The following is a 23311-nucleotide window of genomic DNA, read 5'->3' on the forward strand; positions in this document are numbered from 1 at the left end:
TTTGAGGTTTGAAATGATGGCTAAGTTAGCAAGCTTTTTTCAATTAACACTTTATTAAAATGTTTATAGAACCACATATTAAAGGCGATAAAATTGGTTGGATAGAAGTAATATGCGGCAGCATGTTTAGTGGTAAAACGGAAGAATTAATTAGACGCTTGAAAAGAGCCAAAATAGCCAATTTAAAAGTTGAAATTTTTAAACCCGCCATTGATACACGCTATGATGCACAAGATGTAGTTAGCCACGATGCCAATGCTATTGCCTCAACTCCTATTGAAAACTCGCAAACTATTTTATTATTGGCGCAAGATGTTGATGTGGTAGGTATTGATGAAGCTCAGTTTTTTGATGATGAAATTAGTGATGTATGCGAAAAATTGGCTTTACGTGGCATACGGGTAATTGTAGCCGGATTAGATATGGATTATTTAGGTAACCCATTTGGACAAATGCCCAATTTATTGGCTAAAGCAGACTATATAACTAAGCTACATGCCATTTGCGTAGTATGTGGTAATATTGCCAACATATCACACCGTAAAACGGAACAAATGGGTCAAGTTTTATTGGGTGAAAAAGATATATATGAACCTCGCTGCAGAAAATGTCATCAAATTAAGCCTTAATGAATAAACAACATATAATTGCATTAATTAAAAAAGATATTTTGCTGGAAACAAGGCAGCAATACACTTTTTATGGTATTCTTTTATATGTTGCCTCAACAATTTTTGTAGTGTATTTAAGTATGGGGCAGCCCGAAGATAAGGTTTGGAATGCCTTATTTTGGGTTATTCAATTGTTTATTTGCATTAATGCTGTAGCTAAAAGTTTTTTAGCAGAAAGCAGGGGTAGAATGCTTTATTTTTATTCTATTGCCGGAGCCGGCGATTTTATTATTGCCAAGCTTATTTTCAATGCGCTGCTCATGCTGTTAATGAGCCTTTTAAGCTTAGCAGTATTTACAGTATTGTTGGGAAACCCTTTAGCCAATGCAACTGCCTTTATTGGAATAAGTATGTTAGGGGGTATTAGTTTAAGCTTGGTATTTACTTTTTTGGCAGCTATTGCCGCAAAAGCAGAACAACAAGCTGCATTAATGGCTATTATGGGCTTCCCTATTATCATTCCACAATTACTACTTTTAATAAAAATTTCTTCAATAGGATTTGCAAGTGTTGTGCAAGGTGGTTTATGGCAAATGGTTGCATTAATGGCTGGTTTAGATGCCATGGTAATTATTCTCGCCTACATTTTATTCCCTTTTTTATGGAAAGATTAAAAACGCAAATGCCTTACTGTTAATCCGTTATTTTTTAATTGGAGTAAGGAATCAATTCCAATTTTAATATGCCTATCTACAAACTTACTGGTTACCTTTTTGTCACTTGCTTCAGTTTTTACCCCTTCCGGAATCATGGGCGAATCGCTTACCAATAACAAAGCACCGGTTGGTATATGGTTATAGAAACCTACAGTAAAAATAGTTGCAGTTTCCATATCAATGGCATAAGCTCTAATCTTAGTTAAATATTCTTTAAATGCATCATCGTGTTCCCAAACCCTGCGGTTGGTAGTGTAAACAGTACCTGTCCAATAATCAACCTTATAATCGCGAATGGTTGTTGATATGGCTTTTTGCAAAGCGAATGCAGGCAATGCAGGTACTTCCGGAGGAAAATAATCGTTTGAAGTTCCCTCACCTCGTATAGCAGCAATTGGTAAAATTAAATCGCCAATTTTATTACGCTTTTTTAACCCACCGCACTTTCCTAAAAATAAAACTGCTTTAGGTTCAATGGCAGAAAGTAAATCCATTACCGTTGCTGCACCGGGGCTTCCCATGCCAAAATTAATAATAGTTATATCATTAGCAGTAGCACAAGTGAATGAGCGATCTCTACCTACAACTTCTACATTATTCCATTCGGCAAATTTTTCAACATAATTACTAAAGTTGGTTAATAGAATGTATTCCCCAAAGTTTTCTAATTTTTCGCCTGTATAACGGGGCAACCAGTTTTTTACAATTTCTGCTTTTGTTTTCATAACTTTTATAATATTCTATGTGTTAACTAAAATGCTATTCTCCCACAAAAACTAAAATGCAACCTAGCCATTCTAGTTTAACTGATAAAAGTAATTGTTTTTGGCAAATAATATTATTCTTTTACAAAAAATATTAGCACATTATATTTATACTCCTTTTAGCGAAATTTTTAAGTATTGCACATGATAATTCAACTTAAGTACCCACCGCCCAACTTTCAAATTAAAAAAAAAGAGGATAAAACTTTTATTTTTGATGCTTACAGGAAACGTTGGATTTTACTAACACCTGAGGAGTGGGTACGTCAAAATTTTTTGAACTATTTAGTGCATCAAAAAAATTATCCGGCTTCACTTATAGCTGTAGAACAACAAATTCATTTGAACGATAAGAAAAAACGTTTTGACATTGCTGTTTATAAAAATAATTTACCCTGGATGCTGGTTGAGTGTAAAGAAATGGAAGTAAAGTTATCAACCCAAACCATTGATCAAATTTTAAGCTATCAACAAAATTTGAAAACACAGTTTTTGGTATTAACCAATGGTAATGAAACCTTTTGTTGGGATACACTCAATGCTGTTGCTTTAACTGCGTTACCGAACTATTAATTGCTTATTCGCTTGGTACCACCTCAGCCATGCCTTTCTGATTAAGTTTATATTGAAGTGACCGAATCTTAAGCACACCACCATTTTTTAGTGCACTAAAATCTTTCACCACTAAATTCGGAAAATGTAAACTTCCACCTGTATTGGCTGCAATGGTAACATAATCTGGATGTACGCCTATTTGTCCCCCGCATACCAATATTTGTATGGGTTTCTTTATTTTATTCACCAATACTATATCACGCACAGGTGCCCAATTATCAGCAATGAGAAAAACCTCTTCACAACTGTTACAAGCTTCAATAGCTTTAATAATTGCTTCACAAACATTTTCAGGCGTATCACCACCTGATCCCTTTTGCATGGCTAATTCCATTAGATCGGCAGCTGCTGCCATATTAGTATACTTATCAGTATAAATTCCACCAGTATTACCCAACACTTTTTTTTCTGTAACTATATCATCCCCATCATTGAAACAAGCAAATGAGGATATGCAATGCAAACTATCCATTTGTTGTAACCAATGCAACAATTGAATAGTGTATAATGACATGCTTGCTGTAACATCTGCAATTAACAAAACATTTTTGCAAGGCAAATTTTTTAAACTATGTAATAAGCTAGTATCAGGTAACGAGATAATAGTATTGGTAGAAGTATTGGTTCGTTTGGGTGCATCATCTTCCCATTTTCGTGGGGGTCCTACTAAGCAATACAATTGCTGAGCTTTTTGATATTGCTGCAATTGTCTTCGAGTTAATATTCGTTTTTGAATGGCAATATTTGTTGGAATACTAAATGAGGAATCAGAAGCATTCAAGTGAATAAATGGAGTATCTGCGACTTGCAACAAAGGTCTGTTGTTAATATAAAATGTAGGAATTGAGGAACTTGACGTTGAACCATAAATTTCATCCCAATACCTAATTTTTTGTTGTTTTCTATTGGGTTCTGATGTGGTTATTGATTTAGCAATTGCAGCTGTTTGTTTTGCTGCTTTTAGTGTTGTAGCTGTTTGTTTTATCTGCATTAATTCTTGCTTCCGGGTTTCTGCAGTAACCCAACTACGATAATGAATAACGAACCCATGCCTTAGTAAAGCGGCACTTGCTGCATCCTTTCCATCCATTTGCCGAATTACCCGCCATTGCGTAAAAATTTGATTATGAATAAATGGAATTAATTGCAATAAAGATTTGAACCTTGCAGCATTTAATGCAAACAAATTATTGGATGTAGGATAATCTGTAAATACCAAATCAACAGATAGAATATCAGCATTTTGTAAATGACTAACTCCATTAGTATCCAAAAAATTGGATTGACCAAAAGGCATTGACAAATACAACACATGTGTACTTATAGTATCTATTGAATAAACGGGTACTCGAATAAGATTGTTGTTCAATATTTTATTGACCCAAATTGGAGTTTGTGCCATAGTAAACAGGGGCAATAAAAATAAAACCAGCAAATATTTTAACATGGCACAAATTATTTCTCATCAATTTACAACTATTTATAATTGAAAAATAAATGAAAGAATAGTCTAGATAAGTATACATTGTTTTTTTACAATCAACATAATGCAGGTATTGAGAAAAAATAAAAAAAGGCTGACAATTTGAAGTCAGCCTCTTTTCATATATAAAGTATTGGTAACTACTATGGAAATATACCTAACTCATTATAAGAAGTAGCCACTTTGTTAATAGCACAAACATAAGCGGCAGTTCGCATGTCGGGTATTTCAGGATTATTATTCCAAATTTCCATGATTTCCTGTGTAGCAGTAATCATGGTTTCTTCTAATCCACTATGTACCAAGTCAACTTCTTCAGGACCATGTAAAATGAATTTCCTTTCAGCTTCTGATACATTTTTACTGGTTAAATTTTCCATTTGGCTCAAAATATGTGTATTCATATTCTCCGTGAACCTTTTTTCTAACCGGCCATAACGTACATGCGATAAATTCTTTAACCACTCAAAATAAGACACTGTAACACCGCCGGCATTTAAATACATGTCGGGTACAATTAAAACGCCTTTTTTGTTTAGAATTGCATCAGCTTCAGGAGTTAAAGGACCATTAGCTGCTTCACCAATAATTTTTGCTTTAATTCTATCCGCATTTGTTTCATTAATTACATTTTCTAATGCAGCAGGAATTAAAATATCGCATTCCATTTCTAATGCTTCTTTGCTATTGGTTATATTGGTAGCACCGGGGAAGTTTAAAATTGAACCGGTTGCTTTTCTATGTTGAAAAACTTCTTCTTCATTCAAACCATTTGCATTATAAATAGCACCTTCATATTCAGCAATGGCAATTACTATTGAGCCATGTTCTCTGAAGAATTTGGCAGAATGGAAACCCACATTACCTAATCCCTGTACAATTACTTTTTTACCCTCAACGCCCGGCGTTAATCCTAACTTTTTCATTCTGTCGGCCATGTTGCATACTTCGCGAACACCATAGAAAACGCCTAAACCGGTAGCTTCTTTTCTTCCTCTAACACCACCTTGTGACACTGGCTTTCCGGTTACACAACCGGCAGCATCTAATTCACCGGGTTTTAATGAAGCATAAGTATCAACTATCCATGCCATTTCTCTTTCACCGGTTCCATAATCAGGTGCCGGAACGTCAATACCTGGACCAATAAAATTTTTCTTAACTAATTCACTGGTATAACGGCGCGTAATTTTTTCTAATTCATATGCACTATAATTACGTGGATTAATTTTAATACCACCTTTTGCACCACCGAAAGGTACATTCACAATAGCACATTTATAAGTCATTAAACTTGCCAAAGCCATAACCTCATCTTGATCAACAGCATCACTAAAACGAATACCACCTTTACAAGGAGTTTTGTGTTGGCTGTGTTGTACACGATATGCTTCAACTACTTCAATCCTACCATCATCCATTTTTACGGGGAAACGCATTCTGTAAACACTGTTACAGGCTTTAATTTGTTCTAATAAACCTTTGTCCCATTTGGTAAATTTTGCTGCTTTATCAAAACTGCGTTCAACGTTATGAAAAAAGCTGTACTGTTCATTTGACATAATCAATCGTTTTAATTTTAATATATCGATTTTTTATTTTAAAAAAACAAATATGAAGTAATTTATTTTTTTAATATCATTTATCCTTTTCTATGCGACGTAATTTTCTATCGAGAGCTATAAGGTAAATAAACAAACCCAAAACAATAACTATTACAACTGCCATTACCACATAAATCTTACCATTGCTTTTCATTAAGCTACCATCATCGGGTACATTGGTTTGTGCTAATACAACATAGTTAATTAGCATAAATGTGAAAGTGAGTAGCCAAAATTTTGTTTTTTGTATCATTAGTTGTATGCTTTTTCTTTAATAAAGTAAAGGCGTATACGTAAAGTAGTAATCCAAACGCCTAATAAGGTCCAACCAAAAACTGCGGGCCAAAATACTATACGCATGGAAGCATCTAAATCGTTTCCATTTAAAGCAGGATTCCCATCACTTCCTAACCCACCCGGATGCAAACTTTCTACTAATCTTGGTAAAATCCAAATAGATGGGTACAACATGAAGAATGCAAAAATATTATATACGCCACCCACCCTAGCTTTCTTCTCTTCGTCATTTAAAGAGCCCCTTAAAACAAAATAAGCCAAATAAATTAACAGGGCAATAGCCGCACCATTTTGTTTTGCATCGCCACTCCATGCAGCTCCCCACTGGTATTTAGCCCAAATAGCACCTGTAATTAAACCTAATACGCCGAAAATAATACCTGTTCGGGCAAATTCTAGTGAATAGGCATCATATTTCTTTAAGGGATTACGCAAATATTTAATAGCATAAATGAATGACACTAAAAACAAAATGTTCATTCCAAACCACATGGGTACATGGAAAAATAAATTACGGATACTTTGTTGCAAAGGAACACCCGGTGGTGTAGGCACTTTTACCAAAAAACCCATAGTACAAGTGTACATTAACAAAACAAAACTTAATATCTTCCACCAGGCTAACTTAATCATAATAAATGGGCTATGCCAACAAATTTAGTTCAGCAAAATTAGTGCTTTGCCATCCAACTATAGCACAACAAATTTAAAATTTACGCAAACATTAACCTACCTGCATTTTGCATAAACACTATTTAAACAATATTGCAAATTTTTAGAAATTGTATGCAAAAAAATGGTTTAATTAGCGTAATGTTCAACCCATTATTAAATATAGACCAACTTTCGGTTGATTTTGTACATTATCACCAATCAACTGCAGCTATAAAAAATGTTAGTTTAACCGTACAAAAAGGGGAATGGGTAGCCATTGTTGGCGAAAGCGGTAGCGGGAAATCGGTTACCGCCTTATCAGTTCTACAATTAATAAGCGGCTCGCAGGTTCATTATAAAAATGGTCACATTTTTTTAAACGTGAATAACGAAACTATTGATTTACTAAAAGTTTCTAACAAGCAATTACGTTCAATAAGAGGTAATAAAATAGGTATGGTATTTCAGGAACCAATGTCATCATTAAACCCTTTAATGACTTGCGGCGCTCAAATTGTAGAAGCGTTACAAACGCATGTAACCATATCTTCAAAAAAAGCGCAACAAAAAGCAATACAATTGTTGCAACAAGTTGAATTAAAAGATCCTGAAAGCATTTTCAGAAAATTCCCTCACCAATTAAGTGGTGGCCAAAAGCAAAGGGTAATGCTTGCTATGGCCATGAGTTGCCAACCCGATTTATTAATTTGTGATGAACCAACCACTGCTTTGGATGGAACAGTACAAAAAAAACTGCTCGATTTATTGCAGCAACTGCAAAAAAGGCAAAACATCGGAATATTATTCATTAGCCACGATTTAGGAGTTGTAAAGCAGTATGCCCATAAAATTATGGTAATGTATAAAGGCCATTTTGTAGAATGCAACACCACCCAACAAATATTTAATAACCCGCAACATCCTTACACCAAGGCCTTATTGGCATGCCGTCCTTCCAATTATAGACACAATGAAATTTTGCCATTGGTACAGGATTTTATAGAAGAATTACCTACCGGAGAAATAATAGAAAAAAAACAAATAAATAAACCAACAATTACAAGCCCCTATCATCCAATAATCGAAAACAATGAAAAACAAACTATTCTTCAATTAAATAACGTTAGCGTAAGTTATGTATTAAAGAAAAATTGGCGTGGAAAACCTTTTGCTACCAAAGAAGTTGTAAAACAAATTTCAATGGAAGTGCTGCAAGGCGAAATTTTTGGTATAGCCGGTGAAAGCGGGTGTGGTAAAAGCACTTTAGCTAAAGCCATTATGCAAATTGTACCCTTAACAAACGGATCTATTTATTTCAAAAACGCACCCATTACTAAGCTTACAAAACAAGCTATACAAATGGTGTTCCAAGATCCATATGCTGCTTTAAACCCACGGCAAACCATTGGTGCAGCCATTGCCGAACCCATGAAGGTTTATCAATTATACCATTCGGCTGAAGAGCGCAAAAAGCAGGTTTTACAACTAATGGAAAAAGTAAAATTGCCGGCACAATATTTTCATAAATATCCCAGGGAACTCAGTGGTGGGCAACGGCAAAGAGTAGTAATAGCCAGGGCTTTAGCGGTAAGACCCGAATTCATCATTTTTGATGAAAGCGTAGCAGCCTTGGATGTAAGTGTTCAAGCCCAAATTTTAAATTTAATTAATGAATTAAAACATTCATTCCGGTTCAGTGCAATTTTCATTTCACACGATTTGGGAGTTTTACAATATTTATGTGATAAAATTATGATTATGTACCAAGGCAAAATTGAAGCTATGGGTACGCCTGAACAGATATTTCAAAACTCCAACAGTACATACACCCAAGAATTGATAAATGCCATATTATAAAATATTCTATTAGTTATACATTCGTTTTGTAATAACCGCAAATAATGGTAACTTTGCCAACTTCAAAAATTCATGCCGTAACATGAAGCGAGTCGCCCCGTAAGGCGGCGGCAAACTGAATGTGGCTATCATTTAAAAAAAAGATAAGACACATGAAACTTTCACAATTTCGTTTTGATTTACCCCTAAATTTAATTGCCCAAACCCCCACCAAACGCAGAGAAGACAGCCGAATGATGGTAGTTGACCGTAAAACCGGCAACATGGAAAACAAACACTTTCGCGACATTTTAGATTATTTTGATGACAAGGATGTGTTTGTTGTAAATAACACCAAAGTATTTCCTGCCAGAATGTATGGCAGAAAAGAAAAAACTGGTGCTAAAATTGAAGTTTTTTTACTTCGTGAATTAAATAAACCCAATCGTTTATGGGATGTAATTGTTGACCCTGCGAGAAAAATTCGGGTGGGTAACAAACTTTATTTTGGTGATAATGAGGAATTGGTTGCAGAAGTAATTGATAATACTACCAGCCGTGGCCGTACCATTCGCTTTTTATGGGATGGTGATGATGCTAGTTTTAAAGAAATGTTGGAAACATTAGGCGAAACACCACTACCTAAATATATTAAGCGTAAGCCTGATGAGGAAGATAAGGAACGCTACCAAACTGTTTATGCTAAATATGAAGGAGCTGTTGCTGCCCCAACTGCCGGCCTACACTTCAGTAAAGAATTAATTAAACGTTGCGAAATTCAAGGCATTCGTTTTGCAGAAGTAACCCTACACACCGGCTTAGGCACATTTCGCCCAATTGAGGTAGAAGATTTAAGTAAGCACAAAATGGATGCAGAATACTATCAAATAACAGAAGAAGCCTGCCGTATTGTAAACACGGCTAAGCAAACAGGTCATAGAGTTTGTTCTATTGGCACTACTACTATGCGTGCCATGGAAAGTAGCTTTACTGCACAAAAACTATTGAAACCTAGTGAGGGCTGGACCAACCATTTTATTCACCCTCCCTATGAATTTAGCGTTGCTGATAGTTTAGTTACTAACTTTCATTTACCTAAAACCAGTCTTTTAATTATGACTTGTGCCTTTGCCGGGTATGATTTAACCATGGAAGCTTACAAAAAGGCTATTAAAGATAAATATCGCTTTTTTAGCTATGGCGATGCTCTGTTGATACTTTAATCAATATAGTTATTATAAATAAAAAAGACTGCCGCAAATGAGAGCAGTCTTTTTTTATGAAAACTAGATATTGATTTGCATTTACTCTAAACCAAATAACCCTTTATTCAATAATTGCAAAGTTTCCTTTTTATAGCCGGATGGTACTAACAATGAAATATTGTGTGGACTTCCGCCATAACTTACCATACGAACAGGAATAGTGTGAATAGCATCAAATAACTTTTTCAGCACATCTTTCGTTTCGGCTATTTGGTTACCGACAATAGAGATAATTGTTTGTTCATTATCAATTTCAACTACACCAAAAGGTTCTAATTCTCTAACAATTTCTTTTAAATAAGTAGGTTGATCAATGGTAACTGACACAGCTACTTCAGAAGTGGTAATCATATCAATAGAAGTTTTGTACTTTTCAAACACTTCAAAAACTTTTCTTAAGAAACCATATGCTAATAACATTCTACTACTTCTAATTTTAATGGCAATGATACCATCTTTGGCAGCAATTGCTTTTACACCAACACTTCCTGCCTCATGCATTATAGTTGTGCCTTTTGCTGAAGGTTGCATAGTATTCAATAACTTAACCGGCACATTTTGTTGCTGTGCAGGCCAAATACAAGTAGGATGTAAAATTTTTGCGCCAAAATAAGCTAACTCAGCAGCCTCATCGAAACTAAGTTGTTCTATGGCTACAGTTTTATTTACTACACGTGGATCATTATTGTGCATACCATCTATATCTGTCCAAATTTCACAAACACTTGCATTCACAGCCGCAGCTATTAATGAAGCAGTATAATCACTACCACCACGCTTTAAATTATCCACCTCACCACGTGCATTTTTACAAATATATCCTTGGGTAATAAACAACTTAACGGAAGGGTATTGCCGTAATAAATCATTCAATTTTGTTTTAATAGCAGGTAAGTCAGGTTCTTCATTAGCATCTATGCGCATGAATTCGAGTGCAGGCAATAAAACGTGATTAATTCCTTGCTCTTCTAAATAAACAGAGAATAAACGAGTGCTCATTAATTCACCTTGCGCCAAAATATCTTTATTCAATGCATCGCTGAATGAAATGCGGGTAATGATATGTAAAAACTCAAAGTGCTCCGCTACAATACTTTTAGCTTTTTGCAAATGTTGAGGCTGTTGCACCAATGATTGAATAAAATTTTGATAATGTCCTTCTAATTGTTCAATAAGTTTTCTACCTTCTTCTTTATTGCCAACAGATAATGCGTTACTTATTTCAACCAAAGCATTTGTAGTACCACTTAATGCACTTAAAACGGTAATTACGGGTTCATTACCCTGAGTTATTAGTTGCGCCACTTGGTGCATTCTTTCCGGTTTGCCTACACTGGTGCCGCCAAACTTCATTACTTTCATAGTTGCCTGCTGTATTTTTAAATAAAATAAAATTTATACTTAACGAATAAGTAGCTTTAACCAATTTTCGTTAAATTGTTTGCAAAAGTAATAGGCAATATGCATATAGCATTGCACTTTTTAAATAACAAACGTTAGTAGATTATAAAAGCAATAAAATGAACCTGAGCGCACATTCTATATCATTATGGTTAATGATAATACTGTATGTTACAGCAGGTTGTAATCATTTTATTCGCCCTAGAATATATATTAAAATCATGCCCGATTATTTCCCCTTAAAATGGTGGTTAAATTATGCGGCAGGACTATTTGAAATTGGTTTGGGAATAGCACTTTATTTTGATGCCACCAGGTATTGGGCTGCCTGGCTAATTATGGCTATGCTTACAAGTTTTTTCCCTGTGCACATCCATATGCAACAATTGGCACCTTTTAAATGGGGAAAAATTACTATTACCAAGAAAATAGCTTTCATTAGAACACTACTGCAGTTTGCCTTAATTTATTGGGCGTATACATTTACACGATAAGTTATAATACGCTGTTGAATGGTTTTTGATTGGCACATCCCATGTTCGGGCCGGGTGTAACATGCAAATAATTACAAAAATATTGGTAGTACCCCATACGACTATATTGAGTATATGGCTTATTATTTCCACATTCAATACCGCCATTTATAATATTGATTACCGTACCAAACCCTGGCAAAATATTGCGAGAACTATCATATGCATTAGGCTTCCAAATGCCTGCCATTACCTCATGGCAACTAGGCTTGGGCTTTTGCGGATGCATCCAAAACCACAATGCAGAAGCAAAACTTACTACCCCGTTGGTAGCTACTATTTCGGGATGTTGCAATAATGAGTCTTTATTCCCAAATAAAAATTCACTAAACTGACCATAATTGTAATTCCAACTTAATTGTAAGGGTCCTCGTCCATGGTACGATTTTCCCGGAACCGGCATCCAATTTTTTTTTGAAGTATCAGAATATTGTTGACAACCATTAAGGCATCCTTGTTCCTCAACAAAATGCAATCCCCATTTAAAATAACCATCGGGTGCGGTAGGCCACCCACCCCCGGTTTCATAAGCCATATTTGCCAAAAAAGCCGCCAACTCCCTTTTTTGCAAAACTTTATCATTAGTATGTAAGAAATCAGGGAAATACTGAAGCGCTTGTAAAAATGCATTGAAGGAATAAAAATCGTTTGAAGATTGACCATTCTTTATACCAAAGCGATGAGGAAATAACTCATCCCATTTTTTCATATTTAAGTATTGCAAAACGCGTTTTTGAACCGGAAGTAATTCTGATTGATTTGCTTTTATTGTACCATTCTTAAATAGCGGTGACGCATTTGTTATACTAACAGTGCAAAGCAAAAGCACAATTATTAAAGTTCTTATCATTTTAACATAATTACCCATCAGTCAACAATTCATTAAAAACAAATTTATTTTAGCAAATACGTTGCCAAAGCACAACTTGTTTTATGCATTTAAAAACCGGTATCAATATTCATTCTTTGAGCAATATTTCTTAAATCATTGACAACCGGCTCCAGTAAAGGAATTCCTGATTTCATACGGATAGATTCTAACTCACGTTCCGGATCGCCGTGAATTAGTACTTTTTGCGCTTCATTAACAGGTTTAGCATTTCTGAAACGCTCAATCCAGTTATCCATATGATGTTTGAAATCTTCTGCCGGCCTAAAAGCATCAACCCGCATTGCGCCAAAAAAATGACCAAGTCCCTTACCGGGCATATTTTCCGGCATAGGCACATAAGCCGGGAATGGTGGAACCCATGGGCCATAAGATGCACCACTTAAAACAGCCGAAAAAATATCAACAATACTACCTAATGCATAACCTTTATGACTACCATGTTCTCTATCACTTCCTAGGGGCAACATAGCACCCCCTGATTTCAAAATTGCTGCATCGGTTGTAGGCTCACCATTAAGGGTTTGTACCCAGCCCACTGGCGCTGCTTGATTTTTGCGTTGCAAAATTTCTAGTTTTCCATTCGAAGCAGTTGTGGTGGCAAAATCAGCCACAAATGGGGGCTGCTTTCCAGCAGGTATAGCTACTGCAATAGGGTTAGTTCCCAACATTTTCTCAATTGAAAATGTGGGTGCAACTAGTGCACTAGCATTTGTCATAGCAATACCAATCATATCGTATTCTAAAGCCATCATAGCATGATAGCCCGCAATTCCAAAATGATTGCTATTTTGTACACTTACCCAGCCGGTTCCACATTGTTTGGCTTTTTGTATAGCCACATTCATGGCATAAGGGGCAACCACTAAACCCAATCCGGCATCCCCATCAACCACAGCGGTAGATGGTGTTTCGTGTACAACTCGAATATTCGGTGTGGCATTAATTCGCCCTGCTTCCCACAATCTTACATAACCACTTAATCTGGCAACACCATGGCTGTCAATACCTCTAACATCGGCTGATAATAAAACGGTTGTAGCTATTTGTGCATGTTGCTCACTACAACCCATTTGTAAAAAAGTATTTTTCGTAAACTGAAATAAAGTAGAATAGGATACCAACATGAATTCAATGATATTTTTAGTAGAAAAAAAGGCAATTTATACAATGCTTGCTGCAAATAAATGTTTTAGGCCGTTAATATGTTGGAAAAATTTAAAAAACAACCATCCATATAACAAATAAAAAAGCCGGATTTTATCAATCCGGTCTATAAGCAGTTACTTTATGGCATTAAAACGGTAAATCATCGGCTGGTAGCTCAGCACCTGCATCCGACATCGAATCCATCGTAGCAGCATTAGAAGCATAAGATCCACTAGGAGCATTACCGCCACTTGCTCCTCCTTCTGATTTAGAACCTAATAGCTGAATATTAGCAATGCGTAATGATAAAGAAGCTCCTTGTCGTCCGTCCTGAGTAGTGTAAGTGCGCACATCAGGCTGCCCTTCAGCATACACCTGCGTACCTTTTTTTAAATAAGGGGCAATTGCCGTTCTATCAGTCCAATAAGCACATTCCACCCAAACCGTACGTTCTTTTTGTGCACCCTGCGCATCTTTATATCGTTCGGTATGTGCTACTGAAAAATTAATGACTTTTCTACCATTCACATCATTCACCACAGCATCTTTACCAAGGTTGCCTATTACCTGAAGTTTAATCATAACACAAAATTTTGTCGTTATAAAATGTAAAAAACACGAAACGGAAAATTAATGAAAAAAAATTAAGTCTGAAAAAAGTAATTGCCAGAAAATTTGTTCAACCTGGTTGGCCTTATACATAAACATAAAAATAATTATATGTTTATTTAAAAAAGTTGTAGCTTTTAAGTATGAAGAAAAACATACAGCAACAACAATACATAGTTAACCATTTAAACGAATATGGGCCGGTAATTGAAGCCGAAATTTACACAAATGAACAAATATTTTTATATAAAAAGAATCATAATAAACCCGTACATTTTAAAACCGTTCAACTGTTAATTGATACGGGGGCTAGCATTTCCGGTTTAGATAAATCCATTATAAAATTGCTTCAACTGCCCGAATACAGTGAATTAGCGCAAGTGGAAGGTGCTGGTGGAAGAGTTCAGCTTAAAAAATATCGGTGTTTATTATACTTACCTATTTTTTTACAAAAAGGTTTACCGTTAGATGTTTTAGAAGGGAATTTTAGCCGAGAGCCCTATCAAGGAATTTTAGGAAGAGATGTATTGCAATACTGTCATTTTGAGTACCACGGTTATTCCGGAAAATTTGTTTTACGCACTATAAACTTCTAATTTTTAGTTCTTTTACATCGATGTGTAATAAAAAACTATCAATTACCTGTTCAATCATGCACTGCATTTTATTCAACATCTTTTACTGCTGAACATGTAAACAAAGTATACAACTCAAAATACCTTTATCCAACCAAAAATACAAGAAGCAGCCAATCGGGTAACAATTTGTATCTTTGCACGCTTAATGCATATGAATTTAGTATGAGCAGACACGGAAAAGTATTAGTGGCCATGAGCGGAGGAGTAGATAGCACTGTTACCGCTTTAATGTTGCATGAACAAGGATATGAAGTAGTGGGTATTACCATGAAAACATGGGACTATGCCAGCAGTGGCACTAGCAGTAAAGAAACCGGCTGCTGTAATTTAGATTCCTTTAATGATGCCCGGCAAGCAGCAGTGCACCACGGATTCCCACACTTCATTTTAGATATAAGAGAAGAATTTGGCAGTTTTGTTGTCGAAAATTTTGTTGAAGAATACATTGCAGGGCGTACGCCCAATCCATGTGTAATGTGCAATACACATATTAAATGGCGGGCTTTATTAAAAAGAGCCAATGCCCTTAACTGCGATTTTATAGCTACAGGTCATTACGCTTCTATTTACCAGCATAATAATCAGCGTTATGTAATTTCAAAAGGTAAAGACGAAACCAAGGATCAGAGTTACGTATTATGGGGCTTGCAACAAGATTTATTAAGCAGAACCATTTTGCCCTTAGGCAATTATCATAAAACAGAAATCAGGCAAATGGCCCACGATTTTGGCTACCCCGAATTGGCCAAAAAAAGCGAAAGCTATGAAATATGCTTTGTACCTGATAATGATTATCGTGGATTTTTAAAAAACAAAGTAGAAGGATTGGAAGAAAGAGTAAGTGGCGGTTGGTTTGTAGATAAACATGGTAAAAAATTGGGGCAACATAAAGGTTATCCTTTTTACACTATTGGCCAACGGAAAGGCCTTGACATTGCTTTAGGTAAACCGGCTTTTGTTACTGCCATTCACCCTGAAACCAATACGGTTGTTTTGGGAGATGAAAAAGACTTGGAACAAAACAAAATGCTGGTTACCCGCCTTAATTTTATAAAATACAATGGCATTGAAGATGGAATGGAAGCAGTGACTAAAATTCGTTATAAGGATAAAGGTACCTTTAGCCATTTATTCAATCATGACCAAGGCATTGAAGTGCAATTTTTTGAACATGTTAAAGGCATTGCACCCGGGCAAAGTGCAGTGTTTTATGAAGGCAATGATGTAATTGGCGGCGGCACCATAATGCGCAGCCAATTGGATTAAAAGTATAATTAAAAAAGGAATCAGTTTCGTTGCAATAAAGCGGCAAACATGGTATCTGCCTGCATCTGATAACCTTCCATTAGTTGTTGCTTCATCAATGACAATGGGAAGTTTTTCAATATATACTGCACCATTTCTTCATTTTCCTTTTTAAATACCGAACAGGTTATGTAAAGCAGAAAGCCTCCCGGTTTTAATTGTGGTATTACTTGTTGTACAATTTTTTGTTGCAACCGGGCATACTCCTCTATTTGTTGTTCAGAAAAAAAATACAATTGTTCAGGTGTTCGGCTCCAGGTTCCACTGCCACTGCAGGGTACATCGGCTATAATTAAATCATAATACCGATTTTTTAATGCTGGTGTTAATGGTTTTGAAACATCTGCTAAAAATAAATCATAGTCTTTAATACCGGCAACGGCAAATCTTTGCTGCAAATTGTGCAAAATGCTTTGCCTTATATCGCTTACTGTTAATTGAATTGCATTAAGCGTATCTTTTACTAAAATTGATTTTCCACCACTGGCTGCGCAGCAATCCCAAACTGCCAATGATTTTGAATCGTGGGGAATGCATTGTAATAACTCCCCTATTCTTTGTGAGCTGTAATCTTGAATGACACAAATTTTATTAAGGGGCAATATATTTTCAATTTTAATGCCTTGTTCTAATGCAATACAAGTTTTATTTAACTGGGTATAAGGTACTTTTTGTTGTTGCAGTATGGCTATAATTTCATTTTCTTTTCCGGGCCTAATGCGAAGAAACACTTTAGGTTGAAGTAAAAAAGCACCGGAAAAATCAGTTGAATAAATATGCTCAGACAATGCACTTTGAAGAGGAAAAATTGCGTTGTATTGTAGGTTTGGAAAAGCTGTTTGCAAAATTTTCCAACGTTTTGCAAGCGTATCATATTCTTGCTGCAGCCAGTTTTCCTGAAAAACAATTTGCCATTCCTGTTCATGCCCCCACAACAAAAACAAAGCAACTTTTAATCGTGTTTCATTATTCAAGTCGCACATAGCTTTACCCAACCTATAAAAGGCGTAACAAGCTTTTGTAATCATTTTTCTATCGCTGCTGCCATGCTTTTTATGCTGTGCAAAATATTGTTTTAAAAAATGCGCTAAAGGCATCTCACCATGATAAGCGTTGATGATATTGAGTGCAGTGTTAAAATATGACTGATAGCGCATGAGTGATAAAAAGAATGATTATTGAACATAAAAATAGCCGATTGAATGTAATCAATCGGCCAAAAAAAGTTTTGTACTTTAATTTTATAATTCCAACAAAGTTTTAACCGGATCTTTCCCAAATAGCAGTAATTCCGGATTTTCTAATAACTCTTTTATACGCACTAAAAAGCTCACGCTTTCTCTTCCATCAATAACACGGTGGTCGTAGCTCAGCGCTAAGTACATCATAGGGCGAATTTCCACTTTGCCGTTAATAGCCATTGGCCTCTCTTGTATTTTGTGCATACCCAAAATAGCACTCTGTGGAATATTGATAATAGGTGTGCTCATTAAGCTGCCAAATACACCACCGTTAGTAATAGTAAATGTACCACCCTGCAATTCTTCAGCAGTTAATTTACTGTCACGGGCTTTTGCAGCCAGCTCCACTACCTTCTTTTCAATATCCGCCATACTTAGGCTTTCCACATTTCTAATAACCGGAACAGTGAGACCACGAGGTGTGCTCACAGCTATGCTAATATCAGCATAATCATGATAAACTAATTCATCACCATCAATAAAGGCATTTACGGCAGGCCATTCACTCAATGCTATAGCTGAGGCTTTAGCAAAGAAACTCATAAAGCCCAGGTTCACACCATGCGCTTCTTTAAATTTATCTTTATGTATTTTTCTAATATCTAAGATACGTGTCATATCCACCTCATTAAAGGTGGTAAGCATGGCAGTTGTGTTTTTGGCTTCAACCAAGCGTTTACTAATGGTTTTGCGCAGGTTGCTCATTTTTTCTTTACGCACATTACGCGAAAACAATTCAGCACCTGAAAAAGCTTTTTTACCGGGATTAGCCAAGGCATCTAACACATCGTGTTTAACTATTTTGCCACCAAAACCGGAAGGGGTAATTTGAGCGGGATTAATATTTTTATCGGCAATAATTGCACTTGCAACGGGGGTTGCCTTTACGTTGTTAGGCACTGCTGTTACGGGCGATTGTGCAGGTGCAGCGGCAGTATCAACAGATTTTTTTTCTGCCAACGGTGTTTCTTTTGCTAAAGGTGCAGGTGCTCCGGCAGGCTTTTCGGCAGTTTCATCAATTTGTGCTAAAACAGCACCAATTAAGATTATATCACCTTCATTTGCCATTGTTTTTAATACGCCGGCTTTTTCTGCGTTCACCTCAAATGTTGCTTTTTCACTTTCTAATTCAGCAATTACTTCATCTCGTTCAACATAGGTGCCATCTTTTTTTACCCATTTCAGTAAAGTAACTTCACTGATTGACTCTCCTACGGTTGGTACTTTAATATCTATCATAAAATAAACTTAATGTGTTTTGTTATCGGCTTTATTACTTGTTGCAGCATTTGTTGCGTCGCACACTTGTACAATTGATACTTTGTGCATCTGCTTAAATACTGAAAGCGGTATTAATTATTTCAGCTTGTTCCTGTGCATGAATTTTAGAATAGCCTGTAGCTGTAGCTGCGCTGGCATTTCTACTAATAATTCCAAAATTAAGTTGTGTTAAATTCATTTTCAGGAATGTGGCAGCACCCATATTTAAAGGTTCTTCCTGCACCCAAAACCAAGTAGCTTTATTGTATTTTTTCTGTAATGCTTCAATTTGACGGTAGGGTATTGGATAAATTTGTTCTAACCTTACAATTGCTATATTGGTAACGTTTTCTTTCTTTTGCCTTTCCGCTAATTCATAATAAATTTTACCGGAGCAGAAAAGAACTTTTTTAACGTTTTCAGGCTCAGTTAATGTAGGATCATCAATTACTTCCTTAAACCCGCCGCTAGTGAATTCTGAAACATGTGAGTAGGTTCCGGGATAACGCAAATAAGCTTTGGGTGAGAAATTAATTAATGGCTTTCTAAAAGGGAATGCTAATTGCCTGCGTAATACATGGAAAAAGTTGGCAGCACTAGTAATGTTAGTAATAATCATATTCAATTCTGCACACATTTGCAGATAGCGTTCCATACGAGCACTACTGTGTTCCGGCCCCTGCCCTTCATAACCGTGTGGCAGTAACATTACTAAGCCATTCATTCTATTCCATTTTTGTTCACCACCGGCAATAAACTGGTCAATCATGGTTTGTGCACCATTACTAAAGTCGCCAAACTGTGCTTCCCAAATCACCAGTGCATCCGGATTGGCTAAAGCATAACCATACTCAAAGCCTAAAACGCCATATTCGCTAAGCAATGAATTATATATGCGGAATTTTTCTTGATGTTCTTGTAAGTGCTTTAAACGATTGTAACCTTTATTGGTTTCTTCATCGCGTAAAACTGCATGACGGTGTGAGAAAGTACCTCTTTTCACATCCTGGCCACTCATGCGTACTATTTTGTTTTCAACTATAATACTGGCATAAGCTAATAACTCGGCAGTTGCCCAATCAATTTTATCTTCTGTTTCCAGTAATTTAATTTTTTCCTGCAACAATTTTTCTACCTTTTTCAAAGGTTTAAAATCGTCAGGCCAGCTCATAATACCTTTAAATAACCTACGCACTTCTTCTTCAGCAATGGCAGTTTGAGGTGATTGAATAAAATCATCTGCTGTTGCTTTACGCAAACTTTTCCATGCTAGCTCCGGAGGTTGATAAGTGTAAGGAAGCGGCTTTTGCTTTACTTCATCTAAACGTTCTTGCAAATCGTTCCAGAACTTTTTCTCCATTTCTTTAGCTAGTTCCTGTGCTTCGGTTTCACCATGTTCCATTAAATATTGCACATAAACTTCACGTGGATTGGGATGCTGATCAATTAACTTGTAAAGTTGCGGCTGAGTATATTTAGGATCATCGCCTTCATTATGACCATGACGACGATAGCAAACCATATCAATAAAAATATCGGAATTAAATTCCTGACGGTAACGGGTTGCAATTTCTGCACATTTTACTACTGCTTCTGCATCGTCACCATTTACATGTAATACCGGTGCTTGTACCATGGCAGCTACTGAGGTAGAATAGTCAGCACTTCTTGCATCATCAAAATCAGTAGTAAAACCAATTTGATTATTGATAACAAAGTGTAAAGTACCGCCTGTGTAGTACCCCTTCAAATTGCTCATTTGTAACACTTCATAAATTATTCCTTGTCCGGCTACAGAAGCATCACCATGTATTAAAATGGGTAAAATTTTATCGTAATCGCTTTTATATAAAACATCCGCTTTCGCTCTTGAAAATCCTACTACAACCGGATCAACGGCTTCCAAGTGCGATGGATTGGGCATTAATTTTAAGTGAATGGTCTTATTATCTAAAGTAGTTACTTCACTACCAAAACCCAAATGGTATTTAACATCGCCGCTACCCATGGTTTGATCCACTTTTGCTGTGCCTTCAAACTCGCTAAAAATTTGCTCATAAGTTTTACCCATAATATTGGCTAACACATTTAGCCTACCTCTATGGGCCATTCCAATTACAACTTCCTGCACATCATTATTAGCAGCAGTGTTTATAATGGCATCAAGTGCAGCAATGGTAGTTTCACCGCCTTCTAATGAAAAGCGCTTCTGACCAACATATTTAGTGTGCAAAAACTTTTCGAATATAACCCCCTGATTCAGTTTTTCTAAAATTCGCCTTTTTTGGTTCAGCGGAATGGGTTCAAAAAACTGTTTCTCAATAGCATTATATAACCAATTAACTTTATTTTGGTCGCTAATATATTTGAATTCAATACCTACATGCCCGGCATAACATTTTTGTAAATGCTGCAAAATGTTACGAAGCGTAGTGGCACCTAATCCAATTAAATTACCGACCTGAAAGGTTTGGTCTAAATCGGCTTCGGTTAATTGATAAAATTCTAGATTTAAATTAGCCCCGCGATCTTTACGCGGTCTTATTGGATTGGTATTAGCTATTAAATGACCCTTATTTCGGTATCCTAAAATTAGCCGATATACGTTCACTTCTTTTAACCAATCAATATTACCGGGCACAGTGGCAGCTGAAGCAGATGTGCTAATACTACCATTTGAGTTAGCTACGGCAAAATCAAAACCTTCAAAAAACTTTCTTAAATCCGGATCAATATTTTCAGGGTTTTTAACAAATTCCTGATATAAACTTTCAATGTATGCCGGATGCGAATTGGTGATGTATGAAAAATCCTTCATTTTGTGCGAGATTGAGCTTGCAATTTAATGGTGTGCAAATATCGTACATTGCAATAAGAAAATGACCGAATTATTCAATAGTTTTATAGATAATTTAAATAAAGGGCCAAAGAATTAATGTCAAAAAAATAATTTTTGAATTTTAATTTTTAATTTTCCCCGAATGCCCTTACCTTTGCCGTCCTTAAAAAAGGTCACAATGGCAAATCATAAAGCTACTAAAAAAGATACCAGGCAAGCAGCCAAACGCAGAGAAAGAAATAAGTATTACGGTAAAACTACTCGTAATGCTATTCGTGGTTTAAAAGCTACAACTACTGAAAGTGAGTATAAAGATAAATTACCTGAGGTAATTTCTATGATTGATAAATTAGCTAAGCGTGGTGTTATACACAAAAATAAAGCTGCCAATTTAAAAAGCAAATTAGCAAAGAAAAAAGCAACCGCTAGTGCTTAATTCCATTTTGCCTTGTTTGTAAAATGATATAATTTTTTGAATAACAAAATATAGCCTCCTTTTTGGGGGCTTTATTTTTAGGGTAACTCAATCAAATTTTGGGTAAAACAATCGTAAAACAATTCAAGTTATTGTTAATTGCTTCGTATGATAATTGTCCATTGTGCAGCTGCAATATTCTATGTACAATTGCCAAACCTAACCCGTAACCTTTCACCTTTTGAACATTTGCACCCCTAAAAAAGGGTACAACCAATTTATTTACCTCTTCACTACTTAATACTGCACCCGTATTTTCAAACTTAATTCGCATTTTTTGTTTTTCGGGCACCAAGGTAATTTGCACTTTTTTATCGGTTGAATAATTGATGGCATTTTTAATAAGGTTAATAATAGCCACTTTTAGTAAGCCTTCATTTCCTTTAATTAAAATTTCTTTTTCTTCATCGGGCAAAGAAGAAAATTGAAACATAATAGATGCTTCCGGAATCATTTTTTGAACAGTAGCCATACTCTCATAAATCACTTCATCTGCTCTAATGGCCGGCCATTCGGTTTGCTCAGCCATTTTTTCATATTGGGCTAACAACAACAAAGCATTGGTTAGTTCTATAATATTCAGTTCATCTTCTTTTAAAGATTGTAAAACCTGTTTATATTCATGCTCAGTAAGTTTTTTATTCAGCGCAGACTCAGTTTGAGATAACATACTGGCTAATGGTGTTCTTAGTTCATGTGAGGCATGATGTACAAAGCTTTTTTGATTTTCAAAAGCAGTATTCAAACGGCTTAGCATTTCGTTGAAGTTCTGTGATATTTGCCATAACTCATCGTGTGTTTTCCTTTCAGGCAACCGCTTATTTAAATTTTGTTCTGTTGTATATTTCATTTGTACACTTAACAACCTTAATGGCTTAAGTGCACCATTTACAAAGAAAAATGAAAAAAGGGCTGTTAGTAATAACCCTCCTAAAAATACAATTGTTAATATAATTCTTAAATCTGCCAACTTAGTCATACCCACCAAATCAATACCCGATGCAATAATGTAATGTTTCGTTTGTGGCATATACATAGCAACAAACTGACGTTGGTTTTCCTGATAATGATGTTCACCCACTTTTTTAATATGGGCAAGAAATGAATTAGTAAAATGATAATTAACC

General features: G+C 35.8%; 22 protein-coding genes. 9 read left to right on the top strand and 13 right to left on the bottom strand.

Annotated features, from left to right (window positions below; genetic code table 11):
• The first annotated feature begins 59 nt into the window (after positions 1–59).
• Both ACP5P5_RS00315 and ACP5P5_RS00320 read left to right on the top strand, forming a co-directional pair.
• Positions 60–629, top strand: coding sequence for a thymidine kinase (locus ACP5P5_RS00315; protein WP_428284127.1), 570 nt, complete (start codon positions 60–62; stop codon positions 627–629).
• Complete coding sequence (locus ACP5P5_RS00320) at positions 629–1285, top strand: heme exporter protein CcmB (RefSeq protein WP_428284128.1); 657 nt, start codon at positions 629–631, stop codon at positions 1283–1285. Before ACP5P5_RS00315 ends, ACP5P5_RS00320 begins: the two co-directional genes overlap by 1 nt.
• Here the strand turns inward: ACP5P5_RS00320 and ACP5P5_RS00325 are convergent.
• Positions 1282–2052: an AMP nucleosidase gene (locus tag ACP5P5_RS00325; protein ID WP_428284129.1), complete on the bottom strand. Its 771-nt coding sequence runs from the start codon at positions 2050–2052 to the stop codon at positions 1282–1284. The genes ACP5P5_RS00320 and ACP5P5_RS00325 overlap by 4 nt on opposite strands.
• A 183-nt stretch (positions 2053–2235) precedes the next feature.
• Between ACP5P5_RS00325 and ACP5P5_RS00330 the strand changes: the two genes are divergently transcribed.
• Positions 2236–2664: a type I restriction enzyme HsdR N-terminal domain-containing protein gene (locus ACP5P5_RS00330; RefSeq protein ID WP_428284130.1), complete on the top strand. Its 429-nt coding sequence runs from the start codon at positions 2236–2238 to the stop codon at positions 2662–2664.
• A gap of 4 nt (positions 2665–2668) precedes the next feature.
• Here ACP5P5_RS00330 and ACP5P5_RS00335 read toward each other — a convergent pair whose 3' ends face one another.
• The 4 genes from ACP5P5_RS00335 to ccsA all read right to left on the bottom strand — a co-directional run bounded on the left by ACP5P5_RS00335 (position 2669) and on the right by ccsA (position 6723).
• Positions 2669–4153 carry a hypothetical protein gene (locus ACP5P5_RS00335; RefSeq protein WP_428284131.1) on the bottom strand — a complete coding sequence of 495 codons (1485 nt, stop codon included), beginning with the start codon at positions 4151–4153 and terminating at the stop codon, positions 2669–2671.
• Positions 4154–4332: 179 nt separating this feature from the next.
• Positions 4333–5751, bottom strand: a complete 1419-nt coding sequence (locus ACP5P5_RS00340) for a Glu/Leu/Phe/Val family dehydrogenase (protein ID WP_428284132.1) — start codon at positions 5749–5751, stop codon at positions 4333–4335.
• Between the two features lie 76 nt (positions 5752–5827).
• The gene (locus tag ACP5P5_RS00345; RefSeq protein WP_428284133.1) at positions 5828–6004 is read right to left on the bottom strand and encodes a CcmD family protein; all 177 of its coding nucleotides are present in this window, start codon (positions 6002–6004) and stop codon (positions 5828–5830) included.
• A 41-nt stretch (positions 6005–6045) separates the two neighbouring features.
• Positions 6046–6723 (bottom strand): cytochrome c biogenesis protein CcsA, encoded by a 678-nt coding sequence (ccsA, locus tag ACP5P5_RS00350; RefSeq protein ID WP_428284134.1) that lies wholly within the window; start codon positions 6721–6723, stop codon positions 6046–6048.
• A gap of 153 nt (positions 6724–6876) precedes the next feature.
• Between ccsA and ACP5P5_RS00355 the strand changes: the two genes are divergently transcribed.
• Positions 6877–8601 (top strand): dipeptide ABC transporter ATP-binding protein, encoded by a 1725-nt coding sequence (locus tag ACP5P5_RS00355; protein WP_428284135.1) that lies wholly within the window; start codon positions 6877–6879, stop codon positions 8599–8601.
• A 152-nt stretch (positions 8602–8753) separates the two neighbouring features.
• Positions 8754–9803 (top strand): tRNA preQ1(34) S-adenosylmethionine ribosyltransferase-isomerase QueA, encoded by a 1050-nt coding sequence (gene queA, locus ACP5P5_RS00360; protein ID WP_428284136.1) that lies wholly within the window; start codon positions 8754–8756, stop codon positions 9801–9803.
• A gap of 81 nt (positions 9804–9884) precedes the next feature.
• Here queA and ACP5P5_RS00365 read toward each other — a convergent pair whose 3' ends face one another.
• Entirely contained in the window at positions 9885–11207 is a 1323-nt protein-coding gene (locus tag ACP5P5_RS00365; RefSeq protein ID WP_428284137.1) for an aspartate kinase, read from the bottom strand.
• Positions 11208–11365: 158 nt separating this feature from the next.
• Between ACP5P5_RS00365 and ACP5P5_RS00370 the strand changes: the two genes are divergently transcribed.
• Positions 11366–11740, top strand: a complete 375-nt coding sequence (locus ACP5P5_RS00370) for a DoxX family protein (RefSeq protein WP_428284138.1) — start codon at positions 11366–11368, stop codon at positions 11738–11740.
• A 1-nt stretch (position 11741) separates the two neighbouring features.
• Here the strand turns inward: ACP5P5_RS00370 and ACP5P5_RS00375 are convergent, their stop codons facing one another.
• The 3 genes from ACP5P5_RS00375 to ACP5P5_RS00385 all read right to left on the bottom strand — a co-directional run bounded on the left by ACP5P5_RS00375 (position 11742) and on the right by ACP5P5_RS00385 (position 14399).
• Positions 11742–12488, bottom strand: coding sequence for a chitinase (locus ACP5P5_RS00375; RefSeq protein WP_428284139.1), 747 nt, complete (start codon positions 12486–12488; stop codon positions 11742–11744).
• A 230-nt stretch (positions 12489–12718) separates the two neighbouring features.
• On the bottom strand, positions 12719–13795 hold the full coding sequence (locus ACP5P5_RS00380) for an Ldh family oxidoreductase (protein ID WP_428284140.1): 1077 nt from the start codon (positions 13793–13795) through the stop codon (positions 12719–12721).
• Positions 13796–13964: 169 nt separating this feature from the next.
• The gene (locus ACP5P5_RS00385; RefSeq protein ID WP_428284141.1) at positions 13965–14399 is read right to left on the bottom strand and encodes a single-stranded DNA-binding protein; all 435 of its coding nucleotides are present in this window, start codon (positions 14397–14399) and stop codon (positions 13965–13967) included.
• Positions 14400–14569: 170 nt separating this feature from the next.
• Between ACP5P5_RS00385 and ACP5P5_RS00390 the strand changes: the two genes are divergently transcribed.
• Positions 14570–15022 carry a retropepsin-like aspartic protease gene (locus ACP5P5_RS00390; protein ID WP_428284142.1) on the top strand — a complete coding sequence of 151 codons (453 nt, stop codon included), beginning with the start codon at positions 14570–14572 and terminating at the stop codon, positions 15020–15022.
• A gap of 204 nt (positions 15023–15226) precedes the next feature.
• Positions 15227–16330 (top strand): tRNA 2-thiouridine(34) synthase MnmA, encoded by a 1104-nt coding sequence (mnmA, locus tag ACP5P5_RS00395; protein ID WP_428284143.1) that lies wholly within the window; start codon positions 15227–15229, stop codon positions 16328–16330.
• Between the two features lie 20 nt (positions 16331–16350).
• Here mnmA and ACP5P5_RS00400 read toward each other — a convergent pair whose 3' ends face one another.
• From ACP5P5_RS00400 to ACP5P5_RS00410, 3 genes are all read right to left on the bottom strand, one after another.
• Positions 16351–17526, bottom strand: a complete 1176-nt coding sequence (locus ACP5P5_RS00400) for an Fmu (Sun) domain-containing protein (RefSeq protein ID WP_428284144.1) — start codon at positions 17524–17526, stop codon at positions 16351–16353.
• An 84-nt stretch (positions 17527–17610) separates the two neighbouring features.
• The gene (gene odhB / locus ACP5P5_RS00405; RefSeq protein ID WP_428284145.1) at positions 17611–18849 is read right to left on the bottom strand and encodes a 2-oxoglutarate dehydrogenase complex dihydrolipoyllysine-residue succinyltransferase; all 1239 of its coding nucleotides are present in this window, start codon (positions 18847–18849) and stop codon (positions 17611–17613) included.
• Between the two features lie 94 nt (positions 18850–18943).
• A complete protein-coding gene (locus ACP5P5_RS00410; RefSeq protein ID WP_428284146.1) occupies positions 18944–21688 on the bottom strand; it encodes a 2-oxoglutarate dehydrogenase E1 component in 2745 nt (914 codons plus the stop codon).
• Between the two features lie 199 nt (positions 21689–21887).
• Between ACP5P5_RS00410 and rpsT the strand changes: the two genes are divergently transcribed.
• Positions 21888–22145 (top strand): 30S ribosomal protein S20, encoded by a 258-nt coding sequence (rpsT, locus tag ACP5P5_RS00415; protein ID WP_428284147.1) that lies wholly within the window; start codon positions 21888–21890, stop codon positions 22143–22145.
• A gap of 91 nt (positions 22146–22236) precedes the next feature.
• Here the strand turns inward: rpsT and ACP5P5_RS00420 are convergent.
• Positions 22237–23311: ATP-binding protein (locus ACP5P5_RS00420; protein WP_428284148.1), on the bottom strand; the 1075-nt coding region annotated here is incomplete at its 5' end.

It is taken from the genome of Hydrotalea sp., assembly GCF_049968455.1.
Classification (GTDB): Bacteria; Bacteroidota; Bacteroidia; order Chitinophagales; family Chitinophagaceae; genus Hydrotalea.

Coding starts and splice junctions, on each gene's coding strand:
- ACP5P5_RS00340 (WP_428284132.1), bottom strand. CDS start 5,751: ATGTCAAATGAACAGTACAGCTTTTTTCATAACGTTGAACGCAGTTTT.
- ACP5P5_RS00375 (WP_428284139.1), bottom strand. CDS start 12,488: ATGAAAAAATGGGATGAGTTATTTCCTCATCGCTTTGGTATAAAGAAT.
- queA (WP_428284136.1), top strand. CDS start 8,754: ATGAAACTTTCACAATTTCGTTTTGATTTACCCCTAAATTTAATTGCC.
- ACP5P5_RS00365 (WP_428284137.1), bottom strand. CDS start 11,207: ATGAAAGTAATGAAGTTTGGCGGCACCAGTGTAGGCAAACCGGAAAGA.
- ACP5P5_RS00385 (WP_428284141.1), bottom strand. CDS start 14,399: ATGATTAAACTTCAGGTAATAGGCAACCTTGGTAAAGATGCTGTGGTG.
- mnmA (WP_428284143.1), top strand. CDS start 15,227: ATGAGCAGACACGGAAAAGTATTAGTGGCCATGAGCGGAGGAGTAGAT.
- ACP5P5_RS00325 (WP_428284129.1), bottom strand. CDS start 2,052: ATGAAAACAAAAGCAGAAATTGTAAAAAACTGGTTGCCCCGTTATACA.
- ACP5P5_RS00400 (WP_428284144.1), bottom strand. CDS start 17,526: ATGCGCTATCAGTCATATTTTAACACTGCACTCAATATCATCAACGCT.
- ACP5P5_RS00410 (WP_428284146.1), bottom strand. CDS start 21,688: ATGAAGGATTTTTCATACATCACCAATTCGCATCCGGCATACATTGAA.
- ACP5P5_RS00370 (WP_428284138.1), top strand. CDS start 11,366: ATGAACCTGAGCGCACATTCTATATCATTATGGTTAATGATAATACTG.
- ACP5P5_RS00315 (WP_428284127.1), top strand. CDS start 60: ATGTTTATAGAACCACATATTAAAGGCGATAAAATTGGTTGGATAGAA.
- ACP5P5_RS00320 (WP_428284128.1), top strand. CDS start 629: ATGAATAAACAACATATAATTGCATTAATTAAAAAAGATATTTTGCTG.
- rpsT (WP_428284147.1), top strand. CDS start 21,888: ATGGCAAATCATAAAGCTACTAAAAAAGATACCAGGCAAGCAGCCAAA.
- ACP5P5_RS00390 (WP_428284142.1), top strand. CDS start 14,570: ATGAAGAAAAACATACAGCAACAACAATACATAGTTAACCATTTAAAC.
- ccsA (WP_428284134.1), bottom strand. CDS start 6,723: ATGATTAAGTTAGCCTGGTGGAAGATATTAAGTTTTGTTTTGTTAATG.
- ACP5P5_RS00335 (WP_428284131.1), bottom strand. CDS start 4,153: ATGTTAAAATATTTGCTGGTTTTATTTTTATTGCCCCTGTTTACTATG.
- ACP5P5_RS00380 (WP_428284140.1), bottom strand. CDS start 13,795: ATGTTGGTATCCTATTCTACTTTATTTCAGTTTACGAAAAATACTTTT.
- ACP5P5_RS00345 (WP_428284133.1), bottom strand. CDS start 6,004: ATGCTAATTAACTATGTTGTATTAGCACAAACCAATGTACCCGATGAT.
- ACP5P5_RS00330 (WP_428284130.1), top strand. CDS start 2,236: ATGATAATTCAACTTAAGTACCCACCGCCCAACTTTCAAATTAAAAAA.
- odhB (WP_428284145.1), bottom strand. CDS start 18,849: ATGATAGATATTAAAGTACCAACCGTAGGAGAGTCAATCAGTGAAGTT.
- ACP5P5_RS00355 (WP_428284135.1), top strand. CDS start 6,877: ATGCAAAAAAATGGTTTAATTAGCGTAATGTTCAACCCATTATTAAAT.